Here is a 24,401-nt window from a genome sequence, read left to right on the forward strand (position 1 = left end):
GGAGGGATTTATGATGAAATTTAAAGCTCTCATTGTTGATGATGAACCATTAGCTAGGTTAGCCCTCCGGGAGTATATATCCATTGCTTCGACCGATTTTGAGATTGCAGGGGAAGCAGGAGATGGTAAGGAGGCATTAAATATGCTGAAAATCCATCAGGATGTGGATCTAGTTCTGGCGGATATTCAAATGCCAAATATGAATGGAGTAGAGCTACTCGAAGCACTGAATAACACTACTTTTTCGAATCAACCGTTAACCATCATGCTTAGCGCATACGGAGATTATTCTTTTGTAAGAGATTCCTTTGTGCTCGGCGCCTTTGATTACATTGTTAAAGCCAAGTTAGATGAAACTTATATTGCACCGGTACTGACTAAGACTGTGGATGAATTGAAGCGGCGGCAAAGCTCCTCAAAGACAGTATCAACATTAGAAGACGTAGAAGCTTCGATCTGTTCCGTTCTGCATCGACTTTGCCTATCGGATTCTTTAGAAGTGACAGATGATGATATAACGCCTTCGTTGGAGCTTGTTCGAAAGCATATGGGGGAAAAAAATCTGGAGGTTGCGCTTCTTAGGCTATCAGATACCGTTCAATTTGAAGATTCACACCGTATGATTATGCAGACGATACGAACGGTAACGAATCGAAGTAGAAGTGAAGGGATCTGCAAAGTATGCAGATATGATGACAGGCATTATGTTTTGTTCTTCTCTTTTCCAGAGCAATGCAGCATCATCGCCATTCGTAGATTGACAGACATAATCTTGTCTGAGGTGAGCATGAGATTAAAGCAATTTATTAATTTGAAGCTTTCTATGGGCATCAGTGATATTGTGGATGGTCATCAGCAGTGGAACCGATTATTCCGCCAAGCTGAACGATTAGCAGGGTTGAGTTTCTACCAGGGGTACAATCGATTATATTATCCGGAAGCTGAAAGGCGTCCAGCTATTAAGGAAAGTGACTGGAAAGAGGCATGGTATTTGGCTAGAACCGAAATGCTGAAGTCATTAAGTGATCCGGATTTAATGAAATGGCAGGAGGTCTATGAACACTGCTGTAGCTTGTTGATTCAGCGATACCCTTGTTCACCTGAGCTTATCAAATCAGATGTAGTCGATATGACTTGGGAGGCAAGTGCATTAATTTATCAAAAAGGCGTTTCTTGGGAAAAGCTTCATGATAAGCTGCCTTATCCTATCACGGATCATATTTATAAGCAGGAAACCTGGGAGAATACGGTGCATTGGTGCCGACTGTTCTTGGAACATCTGCATCAAAAGCTGCATCCGAAAGATCAACCCAAGGAATGCTTTCTTAGCCCTGTTGTTGCTAAAACGAAAGAGCTCATAGAGAAAAACTTTAACGAAGATGTCCATTTGTCGAATATTAGTCAGATTGTCGGTGTAAGCGAGAGCTATTTAAGCAAACAGTTTTCCAAAGAAATAGGTGTTAATTTCATTCAGTTTCTGACGAATCTGCGAATCGAGAAGGCTAAAAAGGCGCTGGAGAGCGGAATGAAAATATACGAGGTTTCTGAGCAAGTAGGATACGTGAATCCAGAACATTTCAGTCGTATTTTTAAAAAAATCACAGGAATTAGTCCCTTAGCTTATCGCAGAGAGAATGAATAACAAAAATAATCAATGTTGAACAAAATAAATCATGTGTATCCGATTTCAAAATCCATATGATAGGGGGGAGTTAAAATTCACGGGTGAAGGGATGTTCTTATGAGACGCAAACGATTCACATTCGCACTAATCTGTACGTTATGTTCTTCCATGTGGTTGAGTACAGTCCATGCTGAAAAAGTCTCTGACTTCGAGATGCAGACATCAGCTACTGAATCTGCTAATTCTACGTTCACCGTTACATTAAAGGGTAAAGATATTCAAGACTTATACGCATATGAAGCTAAATTTAATTTTGACCCGAAAGTGCTTGAGATTGTAAAAGCAGAAACGAAGATCAAAGGCTTTTCTGTATCTCCAATCGTGAAAAACAATGAAATTACGATAGCCCATACCAAGATCGGAAATGTGAATGGTGAAAAGGGTAATTTGGACATTGCCACGATTACCTTTAAAGCTAAAAGGGCTGGTACAACTGCAGTAAAATGGACCGCATTAAAGGTTCTTGATCGTAATCTGAAAGATCAGGAATTCACCCCGAATCAATCCTCAACATTCACCAAGATTTTCAGCGATATCGTCTCACATTGGGCGAAGCAAGATATCATGGAAATGGTCACTAAAGGAATTGTTGAAGGCATGGATGCCGACAGCTTTGCCCCGAATAATAACATCACTCGCGCACAATTCGCAGCTCTTATAGCCAGAGCATTAGATCTTAAAGAAGGTTCTGGAGGTAATCCGTTTACGGATGTGAAATCAGGAGTTTGGTACGAAGATACGGTAAAGAAAGCTTATGCAGCCGGAATTATTAGTGGTTTGTCCAAGACGAAATTTGCTCCGGAAAAAAGCATTACTCGTGAAGAAATGACAACGATGCTGATGCGAGCGAAAGCTTATGCTTCCGGTGTAAAGGTCGATAGTATGGCCTCAGATTCCACCACTGCGTTTAAAGATGATAGTAAAATAAGCCCGTGGGCTAAAGCGTCGGTGGGCTTTGCCTTGAAATCTGGATTAATGAAAGGTAGAACTCAGACTACATTTGCACCAAAAGAATCTGCTACAAGAGCGGAATCAGCCGCTGTTATCAAGCGATTGTTAAATTCCAAGTAATACAAAAAAACATATAATGACGCACCTTCTTATGGAAGGAGGGCTCATTATGTCCTTGTGATGTCAAAAACATACAATTAAAGGAAATATGTGAATTGATAATGTTCATTCTACTTATATTTAAGTGAAAAGAGGTCATAGAGATGAGAAAACGTTACAAAGCGGTTAGCTTGCTATTGACGTTGTTGCTAGGGGTACAGCTTGGCTTGCCATCGGCAGCCGTATTCGCGGCTCAAGAATCGGACGTGTATTTCAGAGATTACAATGATGGCAACATCGAGGGATGGGCTGCAGCTAAGGGGACCACTACTTTTTCGGCGGATCAAGGTGCTGTTAAGGCGGTGACACAAGGGGTTGTTATTTTAGCAGACCAAGATTCACCTCAGGTTGCCAATGCTGAATATGAGGTGAAGTTAAAATTTAGTCAGCCTGCCACACGATTTGGACTGGTCTACCGATTCGTCGATAGCAATAACTACAATGTTATCCAATATGATGCGGGTTCTTGGGGCTGGGATGCAATGAAAGGAGGGACGGAATCGTATGGAAATATTACGGCTCCTAGTTTTACCTTTGCTGCTGACCAACAGTATACCCTCAAATTGCGCTATGAGAAAGGTAGCGTAGCTTTATCGATCGATGGCAATAACGTGCTTACGACGAGTCTTCCCTCATTATCGACAAGTGCAGGGAAGATTGGACTACGCAGCTGGTTTAATAACAAGACCCTATGGATTGACGATGTGAAGGTAACTCCAATTGTATCCACTGATCCAGTACCGAGGCCGATTACGATTACTGAAACTCTAAGCTCTGACACCATGAAGGTTGAAATCGATAAAGAGTTCCCTCGGGTTAAACAATACACATGGTTAGACAGCGGCGCGGAAATGTATGGACAGTTAAATGGATTTAATGAGATAAAAATCAACGAGAAGTCCTATTTCATAGTCGCTTCTGATTTTAGTAAAAAAGCAGCAGATGCCACTCATGGTGAGTCTGCAGCCTACACGCTTCAGATTCCAGAAATTAAAGTGAATCTCAAAGTTGAAATGGAGGTTCAGGATAACATTCTTCAGTTCAAAGTGGCCAGCATTGAAGAGAATGGTACTGAAAAAGTAAGAACGATCGAATTCCCTGATCATGACCTTGTCTCTGTAATTGGAACCCAGCCTACAGCGCAGGAAACGGCTGTCCGGATAACTGGGGGCTGGAACGTTGTACAGGACGAATTTAACGATCTTAAGACAGGAGTAGCAGACGTGAGTGGGGGTCGTGCATACGCATTCGTTAACTCCGACGTCTTAGCTGCGAGTGTAATCACCAATGTAGTAAATGGTTTTGATAAGGTACGTATTAAGGTAGGCGATGATACAGCACTCCATACGAAGAAAGCAGCGTTATCAGGAGGCTCATGGGTTTATCGTGGAAGTACTGTGCTTGATCCGGAGCCACTGCCTTGGGCTAAGGTTGTACTGACTCCAGATGCGAATGGAGACAAAGTTGTTGACTGGCAAGATGGAGCTATTGTATATCGTCAGAATACGGATGCTCCAACCGGCAGTGAAATGATAAGGGACAATATCTCTTATATCAGCATGAACATCGGATCTACTACAACTTCTCCGTTCTTGCGTGCTTTTGATAATGCGAAGAAGATCTCTAATCTCACGGATGGCTTTGGACAGCTGATTCTATTCAAAGGATATCAAGCGGAAGGTCATGATGACTCTCACCCAGATTACGGCGGTCATATCGGTATCCGTCAGGGTGGAGTGAAGGATTTTAATTATATTTTGAGTGAAGGAAAGAAATACAATATCCGCGGCGGTGTACACATTAACGCAACAGAATACGCGCTGGATGCTTTCGGCACCAAAATGGAAAATATGAATCAGCCATTGAGTAAAGGTTGGGGCTGGCTGGATCAAACATTCTATGTTAACAAAACCAAAGATGTGGAATCCGGTGAATTAAAAAGACGTCTGGATATGCTGAAAAGCGACACAGGCGACAACCTATCGTTTGTATATGTGGATGTATATGATGGTGCCGATTACAATGCGAAGAAACTCGCAGATTATATCAACGGTAACGGCTGGATGCTCGGAACAGAATTTGCAGGACCTCTGTTTGAGCAGGCAGCTTGGGTTCATTGGGGAACAGATCCGGGGTACCCGAACCAAGGTGACGATAGCAAGGTTACCCGTTTCCTACGGAATCAATCGCTGGATGGCTTCTTAACAACCCCTTTACTGAAAGGGAATAAGCAGGTAGGGGTGGGTTACTGGCAGAACAGTGCTCCATTCTACAGCTACCAATCAACTAGTGCGGCATTCTTCAATCACAATCTACCAACAAAATATATGCAGCATTTCCCGATCATCAAGATGACCGATAACCGTATTGATTTTGAAAAGAAGGTTGTAGTTGAACGTAAGCAGGACGGTAAGATCCATTTAAGTAAGGATGGTCGTGAAATCGCTATCATGACAGATAGCAGCAACATTAGTGACAGTACGGTCTTTATTCCATGGAGTCCTGAGACAGAAGATAAAATCTATCACTGGAATCCAGCGGGTGGCCAAACGACTTGGAGTCTTCCAGACTCATGGAGTAACGTAACGACGGCACAGTTGTATAAGCTGACAGATTTAGGACGTGAGCATGTTGGCAGTGTAGAAGTAACTGGAGGTAAAGTCACACTTACCGCGCAGCCGGGGATTGGTTATGCCCTGTATAAGACAACAGCTGCTGAAGAGCCGGAAATGGCATGGGGCGAAGGGAGTTCGGTAAAGGACCCTGGCTTTGACAGCCAAACATTCGGTAGCTGGAAGAAATCTTCCACAGCTGCAAGTGATGATCACATTAAATTTGTGAAGAACAGTAACGCCGATGACCAGCTTCAAGTGAAGGGTCCTGGTGATGCAGTAATTCAGCAGGAGATTACCGGACTTACACCGGGCAAGACGTATTCTGCATCAGTATGGGTGAAAGTAGATGGGAAACGCACCGTGGAAATCGGTGTGAAGCAAGGGGCTGACAAGGTTGTCAATACACTGGATAACACAGAGCATGGCTTTTTAGCCCAGCAGCATAAATATGTGAGCACGAACTTCCAGCGGATTAAGGTTACCTTTGATGCGGTTAGTGAGACCGCCAATCTCTATTTGAATGTAGAAGATGGAAGTTCGACTGTAACCTTTGACGATGTAAGAGTATGGGAGAATCCAACCAAGACTGACGCTGGTAATTCTGTATTGTTCGAGGATTTCGAGAACGTTGATGAGGGCTGGGGTCCCTTCGTTTATTCTAAAATAGGTCCAGTTCGTACGCATTTAGTTGAAAAAGGCGACAATCAGATCATGAATTATGTTCTGGATGGTAATTGGTCGCTTAAAACGAATGAAGATGCAACCGGTGAATGGCTGCGTACATTGCCTCACACGCTCCGAATGAAGGAGGATAACCGTTACCATCTGACGATGGACTACAATTCAGATGAGATGGATATGTACACAGTGGCTATTCGAGTGAAGGAGAATGGGGTAGTTCGTGATCTGGTGAGTGAGAATTTGAAAGAAGGACGCGACACGCTGGATCTATCTTTTACAACCGAAGGGGCGAAAGATGCCTATCTGGCCATTATCAAAAACAAGCTGAACAGTCAGAAGGAGTTAACCGGTACGCTGGTGGTCGATAACATTCGAGTCGATGATGAGGGTGCGATCGTTCCGGAGGAAGGTGTACTTGTTTCGACTATTACACTAACGCCAAATAAGATGGATCTGAACAAAGGACAGTCAAGCACTGTTAGCGCTCAGGTAAAACCAGCAAATGCTCAGGACCGGACACTGCTCTGGACTTCTGACCATCCGGAAATTGTATCGGTGAATCAGGCCGGAAAAGTTACTGCACTTCAAGCGGGAACAGCCATCATTACTGCTACCGCAAAGGATGGAAGTAAAAAAAGTGCAGCCTCGACGATTAATGTGTATATGCCTAACACGCAAATTCCACAATCGCAAATGACTGCAACGGCGAGTAGCTTCCAGCCTGGAGGTGAAGCGAGTCTTGCACTCGATGGAGATATGTCTACAATCTGGCATACGAAATGGACCCCGGCACACTTACCGGAATCCATTACTTTGGACCTCGGAGGCAAATATAACATTAATCAATTCAATTATTCACCTAGAGTATCTGGAACCAATGGAACGATTACAAGCTATAACCTGTACACGAGTGTTGACGGAACGAATTTCACAAAAATTGCAGATGGATCATGGTCCCTCGATCAGACCACAAAAATTGTTCGCTTTACAGCTGTAGAAGCAACACATTTGAGACTTGAGGCTATAGAAGGCGTGGGTACCTTCGCATCTGCTGCAGAACTCAATGTGTTCAAGACGGAGGATGAGGCAGAGGTAGTAAAAGTCACAGGCATCGCTATGGATAAAGAACAGCTAGAGATTAAAGTAGGCAGCACGGGCGAATTGAACGCTGTAATAGAGCCTCTGAATGCTTCGAATAAAAAAGTACTCTGGAGCAGCAGTGATGAAGCTGTAGCAACCGTTGAACAGCAAGAAGGTCATGCTCTAGTTAAGGGATTGAAGGTAGGCGAAACCGTAATTACGGCAACAACAATGGATGGGGGCTTCTCTGCGACCAGCCGAGTTATCGTAACAGAAACAGACGGTGAGTTAAAAGCTTCCTCTACTTTGACAGCGCCAAGTCAAGTTCAGCCAGGAGAAGTGTTCAAAGTTCAATATGGACTACGGAATCTATCTGATAAGATTTTTGCGCAGGACATCGCCCTAGAGTATGCCGCGGATGTTATGGAATTCGTTGAGGCGCGTTCGTTAATTAGTGGGGTAAGCGTTATTGATTCAATCAACAGCACCCCAGGTAAACTTCGCTTTATTGTAGCAAGTGAAGGTGCGACCCATGGAATTAGTAACAGTGCAGATGTCCTCGAATTAACCTTTAAAGCGAAGGAAGTTAACCAAACGGTAAATGGGGCAATCGCCGTTAAGAGTGCAATCATTTCAGATGATCAGGGTAAAGAAATTTCGGCAGCGATCTCTTCCGTAAATGTAGAGATTGGTAAGAAAGGAACGCAAGGCGACATTAACGGTGACGGCAAAATAACGATTGGTGACCTGGCAATGGTTGCAGCGCAGTACGGCAAGACTACAGCAAGCCCAGATTGGGAGAAAGCGAAGAAAGCAGATATTGACGGTGACGGCAAAGTCGGGTTGGAAGATTTGGTTATTATAGCACGCAAAATTGTAGAGTAATCAAGATCATAGGCCAGGTACATGTGTGAGTAACTAAACATGATGTACCTGGTTTTTTTCAAAAGGGATGATTTGACTAGTAGGAGGATGACAGATGAAAAAATGGGTGTACGCCCTTACAGTTTTTTGTCTAGTGCTTTACTCTACTCCACTACCAGTTGCAGCAGCAGCTGAAGCAGAGAACGCTAAACCAAAAGTGATACCTAGTTTACAAGAGTGGACTGGTGGTAGTGGTTCTTTCAAGATGACAGCTAATTCCAGAATCGTAATTCCCACCGACGAATGTTTATGCCAACTACCAAATACCGCAGAGGTCTTTCAAGAGGATCTTAAGGAATTAACCGGATACGATTTACCGATTGTTCAAAATAAGCCTGCTTCTAAAGGGGACTTCCTGCTTAGGCTCGATAAGACAGCTGATGAATCGATTGGCAAGGAAGGCTACTACTTTGAAGTAGGAGATTATGTGGAAATACATGCAAACACCGAGACCGGTGTGTTCTATGGAACAAGAACGGCACTACAAATTTTGGAGCAAGATCCTGAGAAGACCAGCATTGTAAAAGGGGTAGCGAAGGATTTTCCTAAGTATGGAGAACGCGGTTTTATGCTTGATGTAGGACGCAAGTTTTTCACGATAGACTTCCTGAAGGATTACGCCAAATTTATGTCCTACTACAAAATGAATGATTTCCAGCTCCATCTGAACGATAACGAGATTTTTAAGGATAACAGCCGGGAGCATTGGAACAAATATACGGCTTTCCGTTTAGAAAGTACCAAGTACCCGGAATTAACGGCAAAGGATGGACACTACACGAAACAGGATATGCGTGAACTGCAGGACATCGCCAAAATACGGGGGCTTAACATCACGCCGGAAATTGATACCCCCAGCCATGCTCTTTCATTTACAAAGGTTAGACCAGATCTGGTTAAGGATAATTTGCCTGTCGATCATCTGGATATTACACGTCAGGAAACGGTCGATTTCATCAAGGATGTATGGGACGAATATTTAGATGGGGAATGGTTTGATTCAGAAACAGTTCATTTTGGAGGCGATGAATTCGCACCTAATGATCGGACTACATTTGAGAAGTATCGCGAGTTTTTGAACACGATGAACGAACACTTAAAGAGCAAGGGAAAGAAATCAAGAATGTGGGGCAGCTTGAATGCATTCCCGGGTACCACGGTAGTAGATAAGGATATAGCCGTAAACGCCTGGAATAACGGTTGGCAAGATCCGGTAGCATCGGTGAGAGATGGATTCAAAATTATCAATACGGTGGATTCCACGCTCTACATTGTACCGAAAGCTGGATATTACCATGATTATCTGGATTCTCAGTGGTTGTTTAATAACTGGGACCCAACGAACTTTGGTGGAAATACGAAGCTGCAGGAAGGTGAGCCGAACCTGCTCGGTGCGATGTTTGGGGCTTGGAACGATATGATGGGCAAGAAAGTAAGTGAGGCGGACGTCCACGATCGTGTGAAGAAAGCGATGCCTGTCCTTGCAGAAAAGATGTGGAGAGGCCAGTCCACGGACAGCACATTCACCGAGTTCCAGCAGTTGTCAGCGAAGCTAGGCGAAGGTCCTGGAACGAATTTATTACATGAAGTGAATACGGCCACTGATCTTGTTGTTCATTATCCATTTGAAGAAGGCGCGCAGACGGTCTCTGATCAGTCCGGAAATTCCTATGATGCTACATTAGGAGCTGGCGTTACTCGCGTGGATGATGGAAAAACAGGAAAAGGCGTACGGTTTGCAGGGACTTCAGATCATATTCAAACACCGCTTCAAATAAAGGGCTTCCCTTGGACGGTGTCCACGTGGGTTAAGCTTGATGATCAACATGAAGCGGATGAAAAAATACTGATGGAATCCGAATATGGTGCAATAAAGCTGAAGCAGAAAGGGACACCAAATGCCGGATTCACCCGAGAGGGCTATGATTACAGCTTTAATGCAGCGATTCCAGTTGGGCGCTGGGTACATGTTGCCTTCAGAGGAGATCTAAATGGAACTTCTCTGTATATTGATGGAGATCTAAAAGGCTCTGTTGCTGTAACGACAATGCTACCTGCGGCTATAATCGGCAGTTCATCCAAAGCATTCACTGGACTACTGGATGAATTCAAGATTTTTAATCGGGTACTATCAGGAAAAGAAATTGCGGAGGAAGCAGGATCACCCGCTTGGACCATCAATTTAGCTGCTCACAAAACAGCAGTAGCTTCTTCCGTCGAAGTACCTCAATTTCCGGCTAGTCTTGTAGTGGATGAGGTTGATACGGGTGTTTCTCGCTGGTCCTCCAAATATACCGACAACGAGTGGATCTATGTTGATTTAGGCCAAAGTACTGACATTAGCAAGGTTATTTTCAAATGGGAAAGTGCTTATGCCAAAGGCTATAAAGTTCAAGTATCCGATAATGCGGAGAACTGGCGGGACGTTTACACGACTAACGCTTGCGTTGGCGGAGTAGAGATTGTCAAATTCCCAACTGAACAAGCGAGATATGTCCGAATGTTAGGTACGAAGCGAGTGGGAACCTATGGTTACTCCATGTATGAATTTGAAGTCTACGCTCCTAACCCCGATGATCCTGTAGAAGTTCCAGCGCCTGTGAGATATTCAGCGAGCTTTGAGAATAACTCGCTCGAAGGCTGGGAGCATGTCATCGGTAAAGGTGTCGGACGTATGGAGCTTGTAGAAGCACCTGATCAAGCGGGCGAGCATGCCGTTAAGTTCACCTCCAACAGTGTAAATAATCTGTTTATCGATCAGCAATCTCCGAGCATTGGAGATGGTGAGATCGAGTTTAAGATTACGCCGCAGAGTGATGTTATACGAACGGGTGTTATTTTGCGCTATGTCAATAATGATGCTTGGGCTTCTATAGGCTTTGATCAAGGTGCTTGGTACTGGGTGAACGCTCAGGATTCCTATGGTTTATTGACCAATGCTCAGGCCGCCAAATTGAAAAAAAGCACAACATCGACCGTAAAAGTGAAGTTTGAAGGGAAACATGTAGCGCTGATTATCAATGGAACGACTTATTTTGATGATGCTATTGCACAGATCCCAACAGACGCTGGGAAAATGGGGGCTAGAGTATTCGGTCCTTCAGTTACCGTGTTTGATAATTTTATGTACAGCAATAACGTTCCTGAAGTTCCGGTAACCGGTATCAAGCTGGATAAAACTGAAATTTCGATGAAGGCCGGAGAAACACAAACGCTGAGTGCTTCACTTCAACCGGGGAATGCAACGAATAAACAGGTGACCTGGAATAGCAGCGATGAAGCTATTGCGACTGTTCAAGTTCAAGGCGGGAAAGCTGTCGTGACTGCGTTAAAGGCAGGAACCGCTGATATTACTGCAACTACCGTATCCGGAGGACATAAAGCGGTGAGTAAGATTACAGTGGCTAGGGAGGTTCCAGGTGAAGTGGCAACAAGTTTAGCTGCTCCGAAAAGCGTTCCTTATGGTCAGAATTTCGACATAACGATAGGTCTCCACAATGTTACAAAGGCGGTGTACGCCCAAGATATCACGATTGAATTCGACGCTTCACTAATGGATTATGTATCCGCTAATGCGTTGGTGGACGGCGTGAGTATCCTTGAGACGAAGAATACAGAAGGCACTGTACGTCTGATTCTGGCTAGCCAAGGTTCAGGGAGTGCGATTAAAGGGGATGTTGATGTAGCTAAGATTACCTTTAAGGCTAAGGATCTGACAGAGCCCCAAACCGGACGTATTACTGTAAAGCGTGCAACGCTTGGGGATAGCGAAGGACAGGAAACAAGCGCAGCTACTTCCTCGGCTCAGGTGGAGTTTACAACAACAGTGCCAGAACCTTCTAAGGATTTGAATGGTGATGGCAAAGTCAGCATCGGCGATCTGGCTATTGTCGCAGCTAACTACGGAAAGAGTTCTGCAGACCCAGATTGGGATAAGGCGAAACGGGCAGACATCAATAGTGACGGCAAGGTCGATCTGACGGACCTGGTGCTTATAGCTAAAGACATTGTTATCGAATAACAATAGCAACTTGAATCCAAGCGGCAAGACAAGGAATTCAAACTACAGTGGAGGCTGTATCCTGTCTTGCCGCTTCATTTGAATGGAGGGAATGGATTGAGATCAATTTATAATCGCTTTGGTATGTGGATGCTGGCATTGATGATTCTTATGGTTACAGGGCTCATGATTCGCCCGGAAACCGCCCATGGTGCTTCCGTTGGTAACATTTCTGACTTCGTAAAGAAAGATAATAACACGTTTGAGATTACGTCAGGCTCTGACAAGATAAAAGTGATTTTTCAGCGGGAGGATATGTTCCGGATTTGGCTTGGTGTGAACGGGCAATTCAAGGAATTGACAGGAAAAAGCGCGGAAAAGCCGATCGAGCCAATCGTCATCAAGGATGATTTCGGACCTGTTAATGTAAAGTGGTCTGATGAAGGTACGTATTACAAGATGGAAACAGGAAAATTCGTGCTGAGAGCCTACAAAAATCCGTTGAAGTTCGCCATGTACAAAAGTGACAACCAAACGGTGGTGTGGGAAGAATCTGCTAGCTTGAACTATAACGGACAGTCAGCCTCACAACAGCTTATCCGGGGTGAGGATGAATATTTCTACGGCGGCGGTATGCAGAATGGATTCTTCAATCATCGTGATCGCAAAATTACTATCGCTAACAACTATGGGGATTGGGGAAGCGGCACGGTTTCGAATCCTGCACCATTCTACTTGAGTACTGCAGGATATGGAGTGCTTCGTAACACTTTTCAAAGCGGTACTTATGATTTTGATTCGACCGTCAAGCTGACGCATAACGAAAATCGGTTTGATGCTTATTATTTCTACGGTGAGACAATGAAAGATATTTTGAACGCTTATACAGATCTTACAGGTAAACCATCCTTGATTCCTCGTTGGGGTATGGGACTTGGTGATGCGGATTGTTACAACAGAGATCCAGAAAAGACCTCCGATGTCGTTAACCTTATTGCTAAAAAATATCGGGAAAATGATATGCCTGGAGCCTGGATTTTACCGAATGACGGATATGGTTGCGGTTATACGGATCTAGGCAACACCGTTGACGAACTACACAAGGAAGGTTTCTATACCGGACTATGGACTCAAAATGGTGTTGATAAAATCGCGCAAGAAGTTGGAGTAGAGGGTACAAGGCTGGCTAAACTCGACGTTGCCTGGGTGGGACCTGGATACGATTTCGCCCTGGGCGCCAGCAAACAGGCGTTTACAGGAATTGAAGATAACTCTGATGACAGAGGTTATGTCTGGTCCGTTGGTGGCTGGGCAGGTACCCAGCGATATTCTACCGTATGGTCCGGAGATCAGTCGGGCAACTGGGAATACATTCGATTCCATATCCCGTCGATGATCGGAGCAGGGCTATCTGGGATGCCTTACTCAACCGGAGATATTGATGGGATCTTCGGAGGAAGCGCTAAAACCTACGTTCGAGACTTACAGTGGAAGATCTTCACTCCAATCCTGATGAACATGTCTGGTTGGGCAGCCAAAGATAAGCAGCCTTGGGTATGGGGAGAACCTTATACGAGCTATAACAGGGATGCATTGAAGCTAAGACAGCAATTGACACCATACTTGTATACCTATCTCAATGAGTCTTACGAGTCCGGGGCTCCGATCATGCGGGGAATGATCTATTCTTATCCGAATGATCCGAACTCCAAAGGAACTTTAACACAGTATCAATTCATGTCTGGGGAATCGTTTCTGGTTGCGCCAGTATATACCGACACGACTATGCGAAACGGAATATATCTTCCGAAAGGAAAATGGATCGATTACTGGACAGGAGAAGAACATTACGGTTCAAAAATGTTAGACGAATACAATGCTCCACTGGATCGCTTGCCGCTTCTAGTAAAGGGCGGGGCTATCATCCCGATGTATCCTGAATCGTTATACGACGGTCAGGTTCCTCCTGATCCAATTACTTATGATATTTATCCTTATAAATCGTCAAGCTTTACGATTTATGAAGATGATGGTATATCGAAGGAGCATCGTACAGGCAAATTTGCCAAAACATTAATAACCTCCACCGCTCCTGAGCAAGGGAGTGGAGACTTGATTATCAAGGTTGGAGCAAGCGTAGGTGACTATAAAGGCAAATTGGAGTCACGTAAGAATCAGTTTACAATCCACATGCCAGATCACCCGGAGGCTGTTTCTGTAGATGGAACATCCTATCCTGAATTGCAGTCCAAAGCAGCATGGGATGGCGCAACAAGTGGCTGGTACTATGCTAAGCAAGATAAAGGCGGCATCCTGTACATTAAAACACCATCCATATCCACTGATAAGGAATTTATTGTGAAAGTCGCAGGCTTTACAGCAGATACGACTCCACTTGTAGATGCTGTCAAAATTGAGCTGCCTCAGGTGGACACAGACCCAAGTCGTATTCCGCAGGAAGATATGATTGCAACTGCAACGAATGCGGCTTCGGATACGCCGGCAGCTAATGTGCTGGATGGCAGCTATGAATCGATATGGCTTTCTTCAGCAAATGCTGGAAGTAAGCAGAGCATCACTTTAGACCTGGGGATTAAACAGTATGTGAATAAAATGAAATACTTGCCAAGACAGTACGGTGGCAAAGACGGCACAATTACAGGTTACAAGCTGTATACGAGTATGGATGGAACCAACTATACGCTCGTAAGCAGTGGACAATGGAATGATGACAAACTAGAGAAGACGGTGAATTTTGATACAGTTGAAGCTGTTTTTGTGAAACTTGAAGCGACAGAAGCTGTTGGGGGTGTCGTATCTGCTGCAGAGATCAATCTGTATCGTGATCTATCACAGCCTTCACCGACAGTGATACCTAAAAATGAGATGACAGCCTCAGCGAAAAGCTTTCAGCCTGGTGCGGAAGCAGCTAAAGCGATTGATGGGGACCGGAATTCCGCATGGCATACGAAATGGGATGGATCCGATAAGCTCCCGCAATCCATCATTCTCGATTTAGGTAAGGTTCGCAATGTTAGCCAATTCCGGTATGCACCACGTCTGGATGCTGGGAACGGAACCATTACCTCATACAACCTTTACGTCAGCACAGATGGAGAAGCATATACGAAGGTATCCAGTGGTACCTGGCTCAGAAACAACTTGAAAAAATACATCCTTTTCGATAGTATTTCCGCCCGCTATGTGAAGCTTGAAGCAGCTGTTGCACTTGGAGGGTTCGCTTCGGCTTCGGAGGTCGATGTCTATGAGGCGCCGAAGGCAGCTCCTGAAGTTCGATTGATTTCAGAAGGTAAACCTGCTACAGCGGACAGTGAGGATCAAGCGCATCCGGCTGGCCTCGCTAATGATGGGAATGTGGACACATTCTGGTCAGCAGCGGATAAGAACAATAGCCATAGCTGGACGGTTGATCTCGGTATGATGCATTCCATTAAATCCTCCGAAGTTTCTTTTGAACACAGTAACAAGGCTTATCAGTACAAAATTGAAGTTCGGGAAACCGCGAACTCCAATTGGATTACAGTAACGAATCGAACGAATAATCAGGAAACTGGCACCATTCAGGATACATTTGGAAGCCAGGGTAGATTCGCTAGAATTACGATCACCGGACTGCCTGATGCTCAATCAAAGGCTGCTATTCGTGAATTCAAGCTGTTCGGCATCCCGCTGGAAGACGGACAGAAGGTTACTGGCATAAAGCTTGACCGTGAGACACTCTCACTTAAGGCGTTGGACGCACCGGTTCAATTGAAAGCGAGCATTGAGCCTGAGAATGCCGGTAATAAGACAGTTAAGTGGGTAAGCAGCGATCCTGGTGTTGCCAGCGTAGACAGTAAGGGAATGGTCACGCCAAAAGGGCAGGGTACGACATCGATTACCGCGACGACGGAAGAAGGCGGATTTACAGCAACAAGTGTGGTGACGGTTACTGGACAGAGCAACCTAACCGAAATTCCGCAAAGTCAAATGAGTGCAGAAGCTACGAGCTATGAAGCAGGCGAAAACGATCCGAATTTGGCATTGGACGGCGATCCGGATACACATTGGCATACGAAGTGGTTTAACGTTGATCCACTTCCGCAATCAATAATGGTGAATCTGGGCGGAAAGTATACCATCAGCAAGCTAGGATACTTACCTCGGCCGGATGAAGGCAATGGCACAATTACTGCTTACAACGTGTACACAAGCACCGATGGTGTGAATTACACGCTCATGACAAGCGGGAACTGGCTGCGAAGCAAACAGCTCAAGGAAGTGAATTTCGCTCCGGTGGAAGCGACTCACATTAAGCTGGAAGCTGTAAAAGGCGTGGGTGAATTCGCATCCGCAGCCGAGATAACAGTGTATCAAGTGCAGCAGGAAACGGCTCAAGTGCAAGCCGTATTGAGTGCTGATGCATCCGTTACTTCCGGCAAGCCTTTTGTTGTCCGGTATGATGTGAACAATATCTCCGGGAAGGTATTTGCACAGGACATCACCATTCAGTACGATGCTGACCGCATGGATTATGTGTCCGCTAAATCACTGATCCAAGGTGTTGCGATTGTTGAAGAGACAATTAAAACACCTGGAAAGCTTCGTTTGATTATGGCGAGTGAAGGTGCGGAATACGGATTAAGCGGAAATCAACAAATTGCCGAGCTGACATTCCAGGCAAAAGAAGTATCTGAGACGGTTACCGTTAATATCAGCGTGTCAGAGGTACTGCTTGGTGATGAAGACGGAGCAGAGACCGCAACTGCACCAGCTACAATCTCTGTAAAAGTGAAACCAGAACAAACAGGAATATCAGGCGATCTTAACGGCGACGGAAAAGTCAGCATTGGTGACCTGGGTATCGTTGCTGCACACTACGGCAAAGATTCATCAAGTCCTGATTGGCAGCAAGCGAAGCGTGCGGATATGAATGGTGACGGTAAGATCGATATTACAGATCTTGCTCAATTAGCGAAACAAATCGTAACTCAATAACACACGCTAACATCCTGAACAAAATTTAAAAGATGAAGGTGAGAAGAATTTGAACAATAGTCGATGGTACAAAAAGGCGGTAATGATGACCATTATCGCCGTGGTTTTAAGCTGTGTATCTTTTACGAATCCTGTAGTGAACGCAGATGCATCTGATCCTATGCCTTCAGCTACTTTAGTAGGGAGTAAGAAGGTTGTTATGCCGGGGGAGTCTTTTACCGTGAAGTATGGGATCACCAGTGTCTCCAGTGATGTGTATGCACAGGACATTACCTTTGAATTTGATCCGGCTGTCATGGAATACCTTCCAGATTCAATTCGCTCTTTGCAGGAAGGCGTAATTATTATCAATGAACCATCTACAAGTACTCCCGGTAAGCTAAGGGTTCTCTTGGCAAGTTTGGGTAGTCAGTATCCGATTACTAGCAATGCTGAAATTGTTGAACTTGGTTTCAAAGCAGCAGATATAATACAAGACACAGAGGGAGTTATCCGGCTTACTCAAGCGATAATAAGTGACAGTCAAGGGGGAGAATCCGTGCTCCAACCGACATCCTTAACCATTCAGATCACAGTAAATACGGAATTACCTGGAGATTTAAACGGCGATGGCAAAGTGAGTATCGGCGATTTAGGAATCATGGCTGCCCATTACGGTAAGGATTCCTCCAGTCCAGATTGGAGTAAGATTAATCACGCAGATCTGAACAAGGACGGCAAAATAGATATTGCTGATCTTGCTGCACTTGCGAAAAAGATTGTGGAGTAGTAGGTTGCCTCATTTTTACAATCAGTGGTTGTTATTATGAGAGGGGATCAACGCATGCCAATCGGTAAAAGTAGATTAGTCAGAAAGACTGCAATTCTACTATCTGTATGGATCGCTTGCTCGCAGCTACTTATCAGCATACTTCCGTCTAATGGTGTTTTAGGTCCAAAAGTGTATGCAGATGTTCAGTCGGCAGCTGAAACTGCGCCTGCGACAGATCAGGATTTGTCATTATGGTATCAAGCACCGGCCACGAACTGGGAGACGCAGGCGCTCCCTATCGGAAATGGTTATATGGGTGGCATGGTATTTGGTGGTGTTGAGCAGGAGCGAATTCAATTTAATGAAAAGACACTGTGGAGCGGTGGGCCTGGAGCAGATTCAAATTTTCAATATGGTATTAAAGACGGTGCTCAGCAACATGTTGAGACCATAAGACAGCTTCTAAAAGAAGGGAAAATTAATGAAGCTAAGGCTCTTGTAGGGAAGATTACTGGTGTTATGGGTGCTGGTGATAGTTCTTTCGGAGCGTATCAAGCATTTGGTGACGTGTTCTTAGATTTTAACCGTCAGTCAGCGTATACGGTAACAGCGAGCTCGGATAATCCACAATACGGCGAGCCTATTTCCAATTTAACCGATGGTTCGGTAAATACGAAATGGTATTCAGGTGATGGAGCACCACCTTTTTGGGTGCAGTGGGCATATGAAGAGGCTAAGGTAATTACCGGCTATTCGTTCACTTCAGGGAATGATGTGCCTGATCGGGATCCGAAGAGCTGGACGCTGAAAGGCTCGAATGACGGGCAGCAGTGGACCCCGCTAGATAACAGATCCAATGAAGAGTTTGCAAGCCGCAAACAGAAGAAATCATATACTTTTTCCAATGCTACAGCTTATAAATTCTATAAATTCGATCTTGTAAGCAAGGGCGGAACGAAAATTCAATTGTCCGAGATGGAGATGACAAGCGCATCGGGGAACAGCGGTGCTCAGACGTACTCTGATTATCGGCGTGAATTGAATCTTAATGATGCCATGGCAAGAGTGTCCTATACTTCGGGCAATGTAAAATACAAGCGTGAGTATTTCATCAGTTATCCGGATAAGGTCATGGTGATGAGACTGACAACGGATGAGCATCAGCCGATGACCTTCGATGTTCGCCTTACTGGTGCTCAGCCGTCCAATACGGTGAAGGGTGAAGGAAATAAACTAACGCTAAGTGGAAAGGTACCCAGTAATAAGATGGCATACGAAGCGCAGCTTCAAGTACAGCATGAAGGAGGAACTGTAACAGCGAAGGATGGGAAACTTACCGTAAACGGTGCGAGTGTTGTCACGATCCTGATGACCGCTGCAACAGATTATGCCAATAATTATCCTACGTATAAGAGTGACAAGACGCCAAAAGAAATTGTAGAAGCGAACCTAAACGCAGCATCCGCTAAATCATTCAATCAGTTGCGTGCATCCCATTTGACAGATTATAAGGAACTGTTCGATAGAGTCTCACTTGATCTTGGTGGGGTTACTACAAATCTTCCTACGAATGAGCTTTTGAATGGTTATAAAACGAATGCTAGTGACGGAGAGAAAAGAAGCTTGGAGGCATTATTTTTCCAATATGGCCGTTATTTGCTTATCGCATCCTCCAGGGAAGGCTCACTGCCTGCTAACCTACAAGGGGTATGGAATCAAGTAAATAATCCACCATGGAACAGTGACTATCATACGAATATCAATGTGCAGATGAATTATTGGCCTTCCGAGGTTGTTAACTTAGCGGAAACCGATATTCCGTACATTGATTATATTGATTCCCTGCGCGAGCCGGGTAGGGAAACAGCCCAAAGACATCATGGAATTGAAGGGGAAGGCTGGGCGATTCATACCGTCAACAACCCATTTGGTTATACTGCACCAGGCTCTGATTTCTATTGGGGCTGGTCACCGGCTGCCAACGCCTTCATGGTGCAGCAGGTGTGGGATCACTATGCTTTTAGTGGAGATAAAGATCTTTTAAGAGGCCAAGTGTATGACATTATCAAAGAAACAACACAATTCTGGGTTAAATACCTGGTCGAAGATTCAGACGGAAGTCTAGTATCATCTCCTTCCTACTCTCCAGAGCAAGGGGATATATCCATCGGTGTGTCTTATGATCAGGAATTAGTCTGGGAGTTGTTCACACAGTTCATCAAGGCTAGTGAAATCTTGGGTGTCGATGAACAGCTGCGTAACGAGGTCATGGAGAAACGAAGCAAGCTATGGATGCCGCAGGTCGGAAACTGGGGGCAGGTGCAGGAGTGGAAGAATGATATCGATAGTCCAACAGATCAGCACCGCCATATCTCGCATCTGATCGGCTTGTATCCAGGTACGCTTATTAATGAAGTGAATAATCCGGAGTTATTTGCAGCAGCAAGAGTCACCTTGAATTCTCGTGGCGATGGTGGAACGGGGTGGAGTAAAGCGAATAAGATCAATTTATGGGCACGTCTGCTTGATGGTAACCGTGCACATAAACTGTTAGGTGAGCAGCTTAGAGGCAGCACGCTCGACAATTTGTTCGATACACATCCACCGTTCCAAATTGACGGTAACTTCGGAGCAACTTCAGGAATCGCAGAAATGCTTCTACAAAGCCAAACTGGAAGTATCGATTTATTAGCTGCTTTACCAGATGCATGGGCTACCGGAAACGTTAAAGGACTTGTGGCAAGAGGCGGATTTGAAGTGGATATGCGCTGGGAAGGTACGATCTTGAAAGAAGCCTTGCTTACTTCTAAGCAGGGTAATAAGGCTTCTGTTAAATACCCTGGATTTGTACAATCCAATAAATTCAAGGTCGTTCGTGTTGGAAGCGAGGAATCCATCAACTTCACGGTGAATGGGAACTTGATTGAATTTCCAACAGTGAAAGGACAGCAATATAAGATTGTATCCAGTGTAAAGCCACCAGTGCTTCCAATAAAAGTAGATGATAAAGATCCGTCGATTGTATATACCGGAACGTGGAGTCCTTACAGTGACACAGGCGATTACAAGGGCACAGAAAGCTATAGTAATCAACAAGGGGCTTCAGCGTCGTTCACGTTTACAGGAACATCGATTAAATTTATCTGCGCTTTGCAGGCAAACCACGGACATTTCGATGTGTATCTCGATGGAGGGCTAGTCGCAGAGGCTGTTGATGGATATGGTCCATCGACGATGAAGCAGCAGGTATTATTCCAACAATCCGATCTCTCCAAAGGGGAACATACAATTAAGATTGTCGTGAAAGGGGCGAAGAACAACGCCTCTTCGAATACCATTGCGATGATTGATGCTTTCGAATATGTTCCTGTTGAACGGAATGAACCTACTGCGATAACTTTAAGTGGACCTAAGTCGATAAATCAAGGTCAGACCTTTACAGTTGACATGGGCGTTAGCAATGTCACGGATGCGACCTATGCGCAAGACATTCGATTGAAGTACGACGAGAATCTTCTAGAGTACATCTCGGGCGAATCGATGAACGATGGGATACAGGTGTTAGAATCAAAGAATGATCCAATCGGAACCATTCGCCTAATCACGGCTAGTACGGGAACTGGTCTAACCGGTGATGCCAAGGTGCTTGAACTAAACTTCAAAGCAAAGCCAGTGACGAAGTCTGAGTTAGCGAGCATAAAGGTAAGCAGTGCTGTATTTGGTGACGCGAATGGACTGGAGACAGAAGCCGATCTTTCAAATATCGAAGTCGAGATTAAGGCAGATGAGCAGCCGCCGATAAAATCCGGAGACTTAAATGAGGATGGTAAAGTGAGCATCGGTGACTTGGCGATTGCAGCTTCGCACTATGGTAAAGATCAGAACAGTGTAGATTGGCAGACGGCTAAGCGTGCAGATCTTAATAATGACGGAAAGATCGACATTATGGATTTAGCAGCAATTGCTCAAAAAATATTGAATTGAGAGAAGGACACCTGAGTTTTTACTCAGGTGTCCTTCTTTTGTAAACAAAAAAGGTTCTATAGGACAAAAAGTATCAACTCCACATCAAAAGAGATCATGTGGTTACGTTTTTATAGCCTATATAATGGAAAAGTGTTAATGGAATTACAGTCAGAATTGTAAAATCAATTGCTTAGAGAAGTCGAGCAAGTTTATTCGAGGGGGATAGCCAATGAAAAGCAAGGGTAAAAAGAAAGCGGCATTAAGTCTAGTTATGATGTCCATTGTATTGTCTCTGGCAGGATGTGGCGGGGGGACAAATGGGGCTGAAGCTCCAGCTCCCGAGAAAACAACAGCTGCGACGCAGACTGAGCCAGCGAAGACAGACGAGCCCAAGCCTGAAGAGCCGAAAGTAACGGGAGACCTCGAAATCCAATACTTTGTCGGTGGTTATGGAGACGGTTGGTGGAAAGAAGTCATTGGTGAATTCAAGAAGAAGTACCCAGATGTCAACATTAAGGAATCCGCAGGTTCACAAATCAACGAGCAAATGAAGCCCCGCTGGATCCAAGGTAATCCACCAGATGTTGTATACATCGATGGAGCAGGCTCGAACGAAACGCAAATGGTGCTCGACGACCAATTGATGGATATTACAGATTGGGTTAAAGATGCGAGCAATGTGGACGGCGAGCAGCTTACGAGCAACTTGATCGCACCTCCACAAGACTACAGTGGCAAAAACTATACGATTCCACTCGTATTCGGATCATGGGGAACCTTCTATGATGAAACCCTGTTTACTGAAAAGGGATGGGATGTTCCGAAAGATTGGGATAGCTTCCTCGCCACAAGTGAAAAAATCAAAGCGGATGGCGTATATCCTTACATTCATACCGGTAAATACCCATACTACATCGTGGGAGGTCTCTTAAATACAGGTTTTGTATCTGAGAATGGGGACAATCCGCAGATCTTAAAGGATCAAGAAGCTGCTAAAGAAGGTTCTTTCAAAAATGATGCTGTAGCGAATACCTTGAAAAAGATCGTTGATATGAGGGACAAAGGGTATTTCGATAACGCATCGTTCGGTATGAGTCATACAGACTCCCAAATGCTCTTCTTGCAACATAAAGATGCAATGATTCCTAATGGCTTGTGGCTCGAAAATGAAATGAAAAAAGATGTTCCAGAAGGCTTCAAATTTGGATTCATTCCTTCCGTTATGCAAAAGCCAGGCGGTAAATTTGTGGCTATTCCTTACACTAGTAACATTGCAATTGCAAAGAAGGCTAAAAATCCAGATGCAGCAAAAGCATTTATTGAATTTATCTTTACTAAACAAGCCGCAGTTCGTTGGGCTGAGCTGACTGGCGCTTTGATGAACGTCAAGGCAGATCTGGAATCTTCAGGCGCAAGTGATGTTGTTAAAACGGCAATGAAATATTTCAACGGTAGTGACACGATCGTTGCTCCTGTATTTAAATTGGCCGCGGACATTGAGCAGGCTGAGAATGATGCAACCATTGCATTGCTGCAAGGTTCTATTACACCAGAAGAATGGATGGACCGTATGGAGAAGGCGGCAGCCAAAATCCGGAAGTAAGTTCATGACTCTTCTTTCTAAACAATCAGAGGACATAGGTGCCTCTGATTGTTCTTTCAAATTTAAGGGGAGGATGGCTTACGCTCATGAAGAAAAATAAATTGTGGAAACGTAATTTGTTTATTGCGAGTTTCTTGCTGCCTACGTTTGCTATCTTTTGTCTATTTACTATTTATCCACTGTTTCGAGGCTTGTACTTAAGCTTCTTCGATTGGTCAGGCGGTTCCGAATCGATGAATTTTATCGGTATTGATAATTATAGACAATTATTCTCGGATGAGATCATACCAAAAGCCATTTCGAATGATTATTTCTTGATTTTTTGGAAGGTCATCTTAATCATGTTATTTGCAACGTTTTTCGCAGTATCATTAACCCGTTTAAAATTGAAAGAATACGGTTTTTACCGAGTGGTGTTTTTCTTTCCGAATATCATTTCCGTAGCCGTTATCGGTGTATTGTGGAGTTTTATATACAATCCCCGTCTTGGATTCCTGAATGCATTCATCTCGTTATTTACAGGAAAACCAGTGGAAACGAACTGGTTAGGTGATTCAAACCTCGCAATGTGGTCACTTCTTCCTCCTAGTGTATGGGCTGGTATCGGATTCTATATGCTGCTCATTATCGCTTCTATTCTAGGTATTCCTTCCTCGCTATATGAAGCAGCCAGTATTGACGGTGCGGGGCAATGGCAACAGTTTACTAAAATTACTTTACCCCTGATTTGGGAGCAATTCAAAACCTCTATCATTCACATCGTAATCACAACACTGAACGGCTCCTTTATTATCGTTAAGCTGATGACGGATGGTGGCCCGGATAATCAGACACAAGTGCTCGGTTATTATTTGTATCAGATGGGCTTCAAACAGTTCCATTTAAGCTACGGGGCAACCATCGGGGTGCTGATCTTACTGTTATCTTTAATCACTACTCTAATTTTGCAGCGCATTCTTCACCGAGAGTCCATTGAAATGTAAGGAGGA

The 24,401-nt window shown here is 44.5% G+C and carries 9 protein-coding genes; all 9 read left to right on the forward strand.

Going from position 1 to position 24,401, the window contains the following annotated elements; translation table 11 throughout:
- The first annotated feature begins 10 nt into the window (after positions 1 to 10).
- The 9 genes from MKX60_RS28685 to MKX60_RS28725 all read left to right on the forward strand — a co-directional run bounded on the left by MKX60_RS28685 (position 11) and on the right by MKX60_RS28725 (position 24,395).
- Complete coding sequence (locus MKX60_RS28685) at positions 11 to 1,642, forward strand: response regulator transcription factor (RefSeq protein WP_341061648.1); 1,632 nt, start codon at positions 11 to 13, stop codon at positions 1,640 to 1,642.
- A 99-nt stretch (positions 1,643 to 1,741) separates the two neighbouring features.
- Positions 1,742 to 2,755 (forward strand): S-layer homology domain-containing protein, encoded by a 1,014-nt coding sequence (locus MKX60_RS28690; protein ID WP_340968507.1) that lies wholly within the window; start codon positions 1,742 to 1,744, stop codon positions 2,753 to 2,755.
- Between the two features lie 143 nt (positions 2,756 to 2,898).
- Positions 2,899 to 8,055: an endo-alpha-N-acetylgalactosaminidase family protein gene (locus tag MKX60_RS28695; RefSeq protein WP_341061649.1), complete on the forward strand. Its 5,157-nt coding sequence runs from the start codon at positions 2,899 to 2,901 to the stop codon at positions 8,053 to 8,055.
- 94 nt (positions 8,056 to 8,149) lie between these two features.
- Positions 8,150 to 12,115, forward strand: coding sequence for a family 20 glycosylhydrolase (locus MKX60_RS28700; RefSeq protein ID WP_341061650.1), 3,966 nt, complete (start codon positions 8,150 to 8,152; stop codon positions 12,113 to 12,115).
- A 96-nt stretch (positions 12,116 to 12,211) separates the two neighbouring features.
- Positions 12,212 to 17,092, forward strand: a complete 4,881-nt coding sequence (locus MKX60_RS28705) for a discoidin domain-containing protein (protein ID WP_341061651.1) — start codon at positions 12,212 to 12,214, stop codon at positions 17,090 to 17,092.
- 49 nt (positions 17,093 to 17,141) lie between these two features.
- Entirely contained in the window at positions 17,142 to 17,861 is a 720-nt protein-coding gene (locus tag MKX60_RS28710) for a cohesin domain-containing protein (RefSeq protein WP_341061652.1), read from the forward strand.
- A 54-nt stretch (positions 17,862 to 17,915) separates the two neighbouring features.
- Positions 17,916 to 21,827: a glycosyl hydrolase family 95 catalytic domain-containing protein gene (locus tag MKX60_RS28715; protein WP_341061653.1), complete on the forward strand. Its 3,912-nt coding sequence runs from the start codon at positions 17,916 to 17,918 to the stop codon at positions 21,825 to 21,827.
- 211 nt (positions 21,828 to 22,038) lie between these two features.
- A complete protein-coding gene (locus MKX60_RS28720; protein WP_341061655.1) occupies positions 22,039 to 23,412 on the forward strand; it encodes an extracellular solute-binding protein in 1,374 nt (457 codons plus the stop codon).
- A gap of 86 nt (positions 23,413 to 23,498) precedes the next feature.
- A complete protein-coding gene (locus tag MKX60_RS28725; RefSeq protein ID WP_341061656.1) occupies positions 23,499 to 24,395 on the forward strand; it encodes a carbohydrate ABC transporter permease in 897 nt (298 codons plus the stop codon).
- Positions 24,396 to 24,401: the final 6 nt, after the last annotated feature.

Source organism: Paenibacillus sp. FSL R5-0914, assembly GCF_038004525.1.
Lineage (GTDB): Bacteria > Bacillota > Bacilli > Paenibacillales > Paenibacillaceae > Paenibacillus_AQ.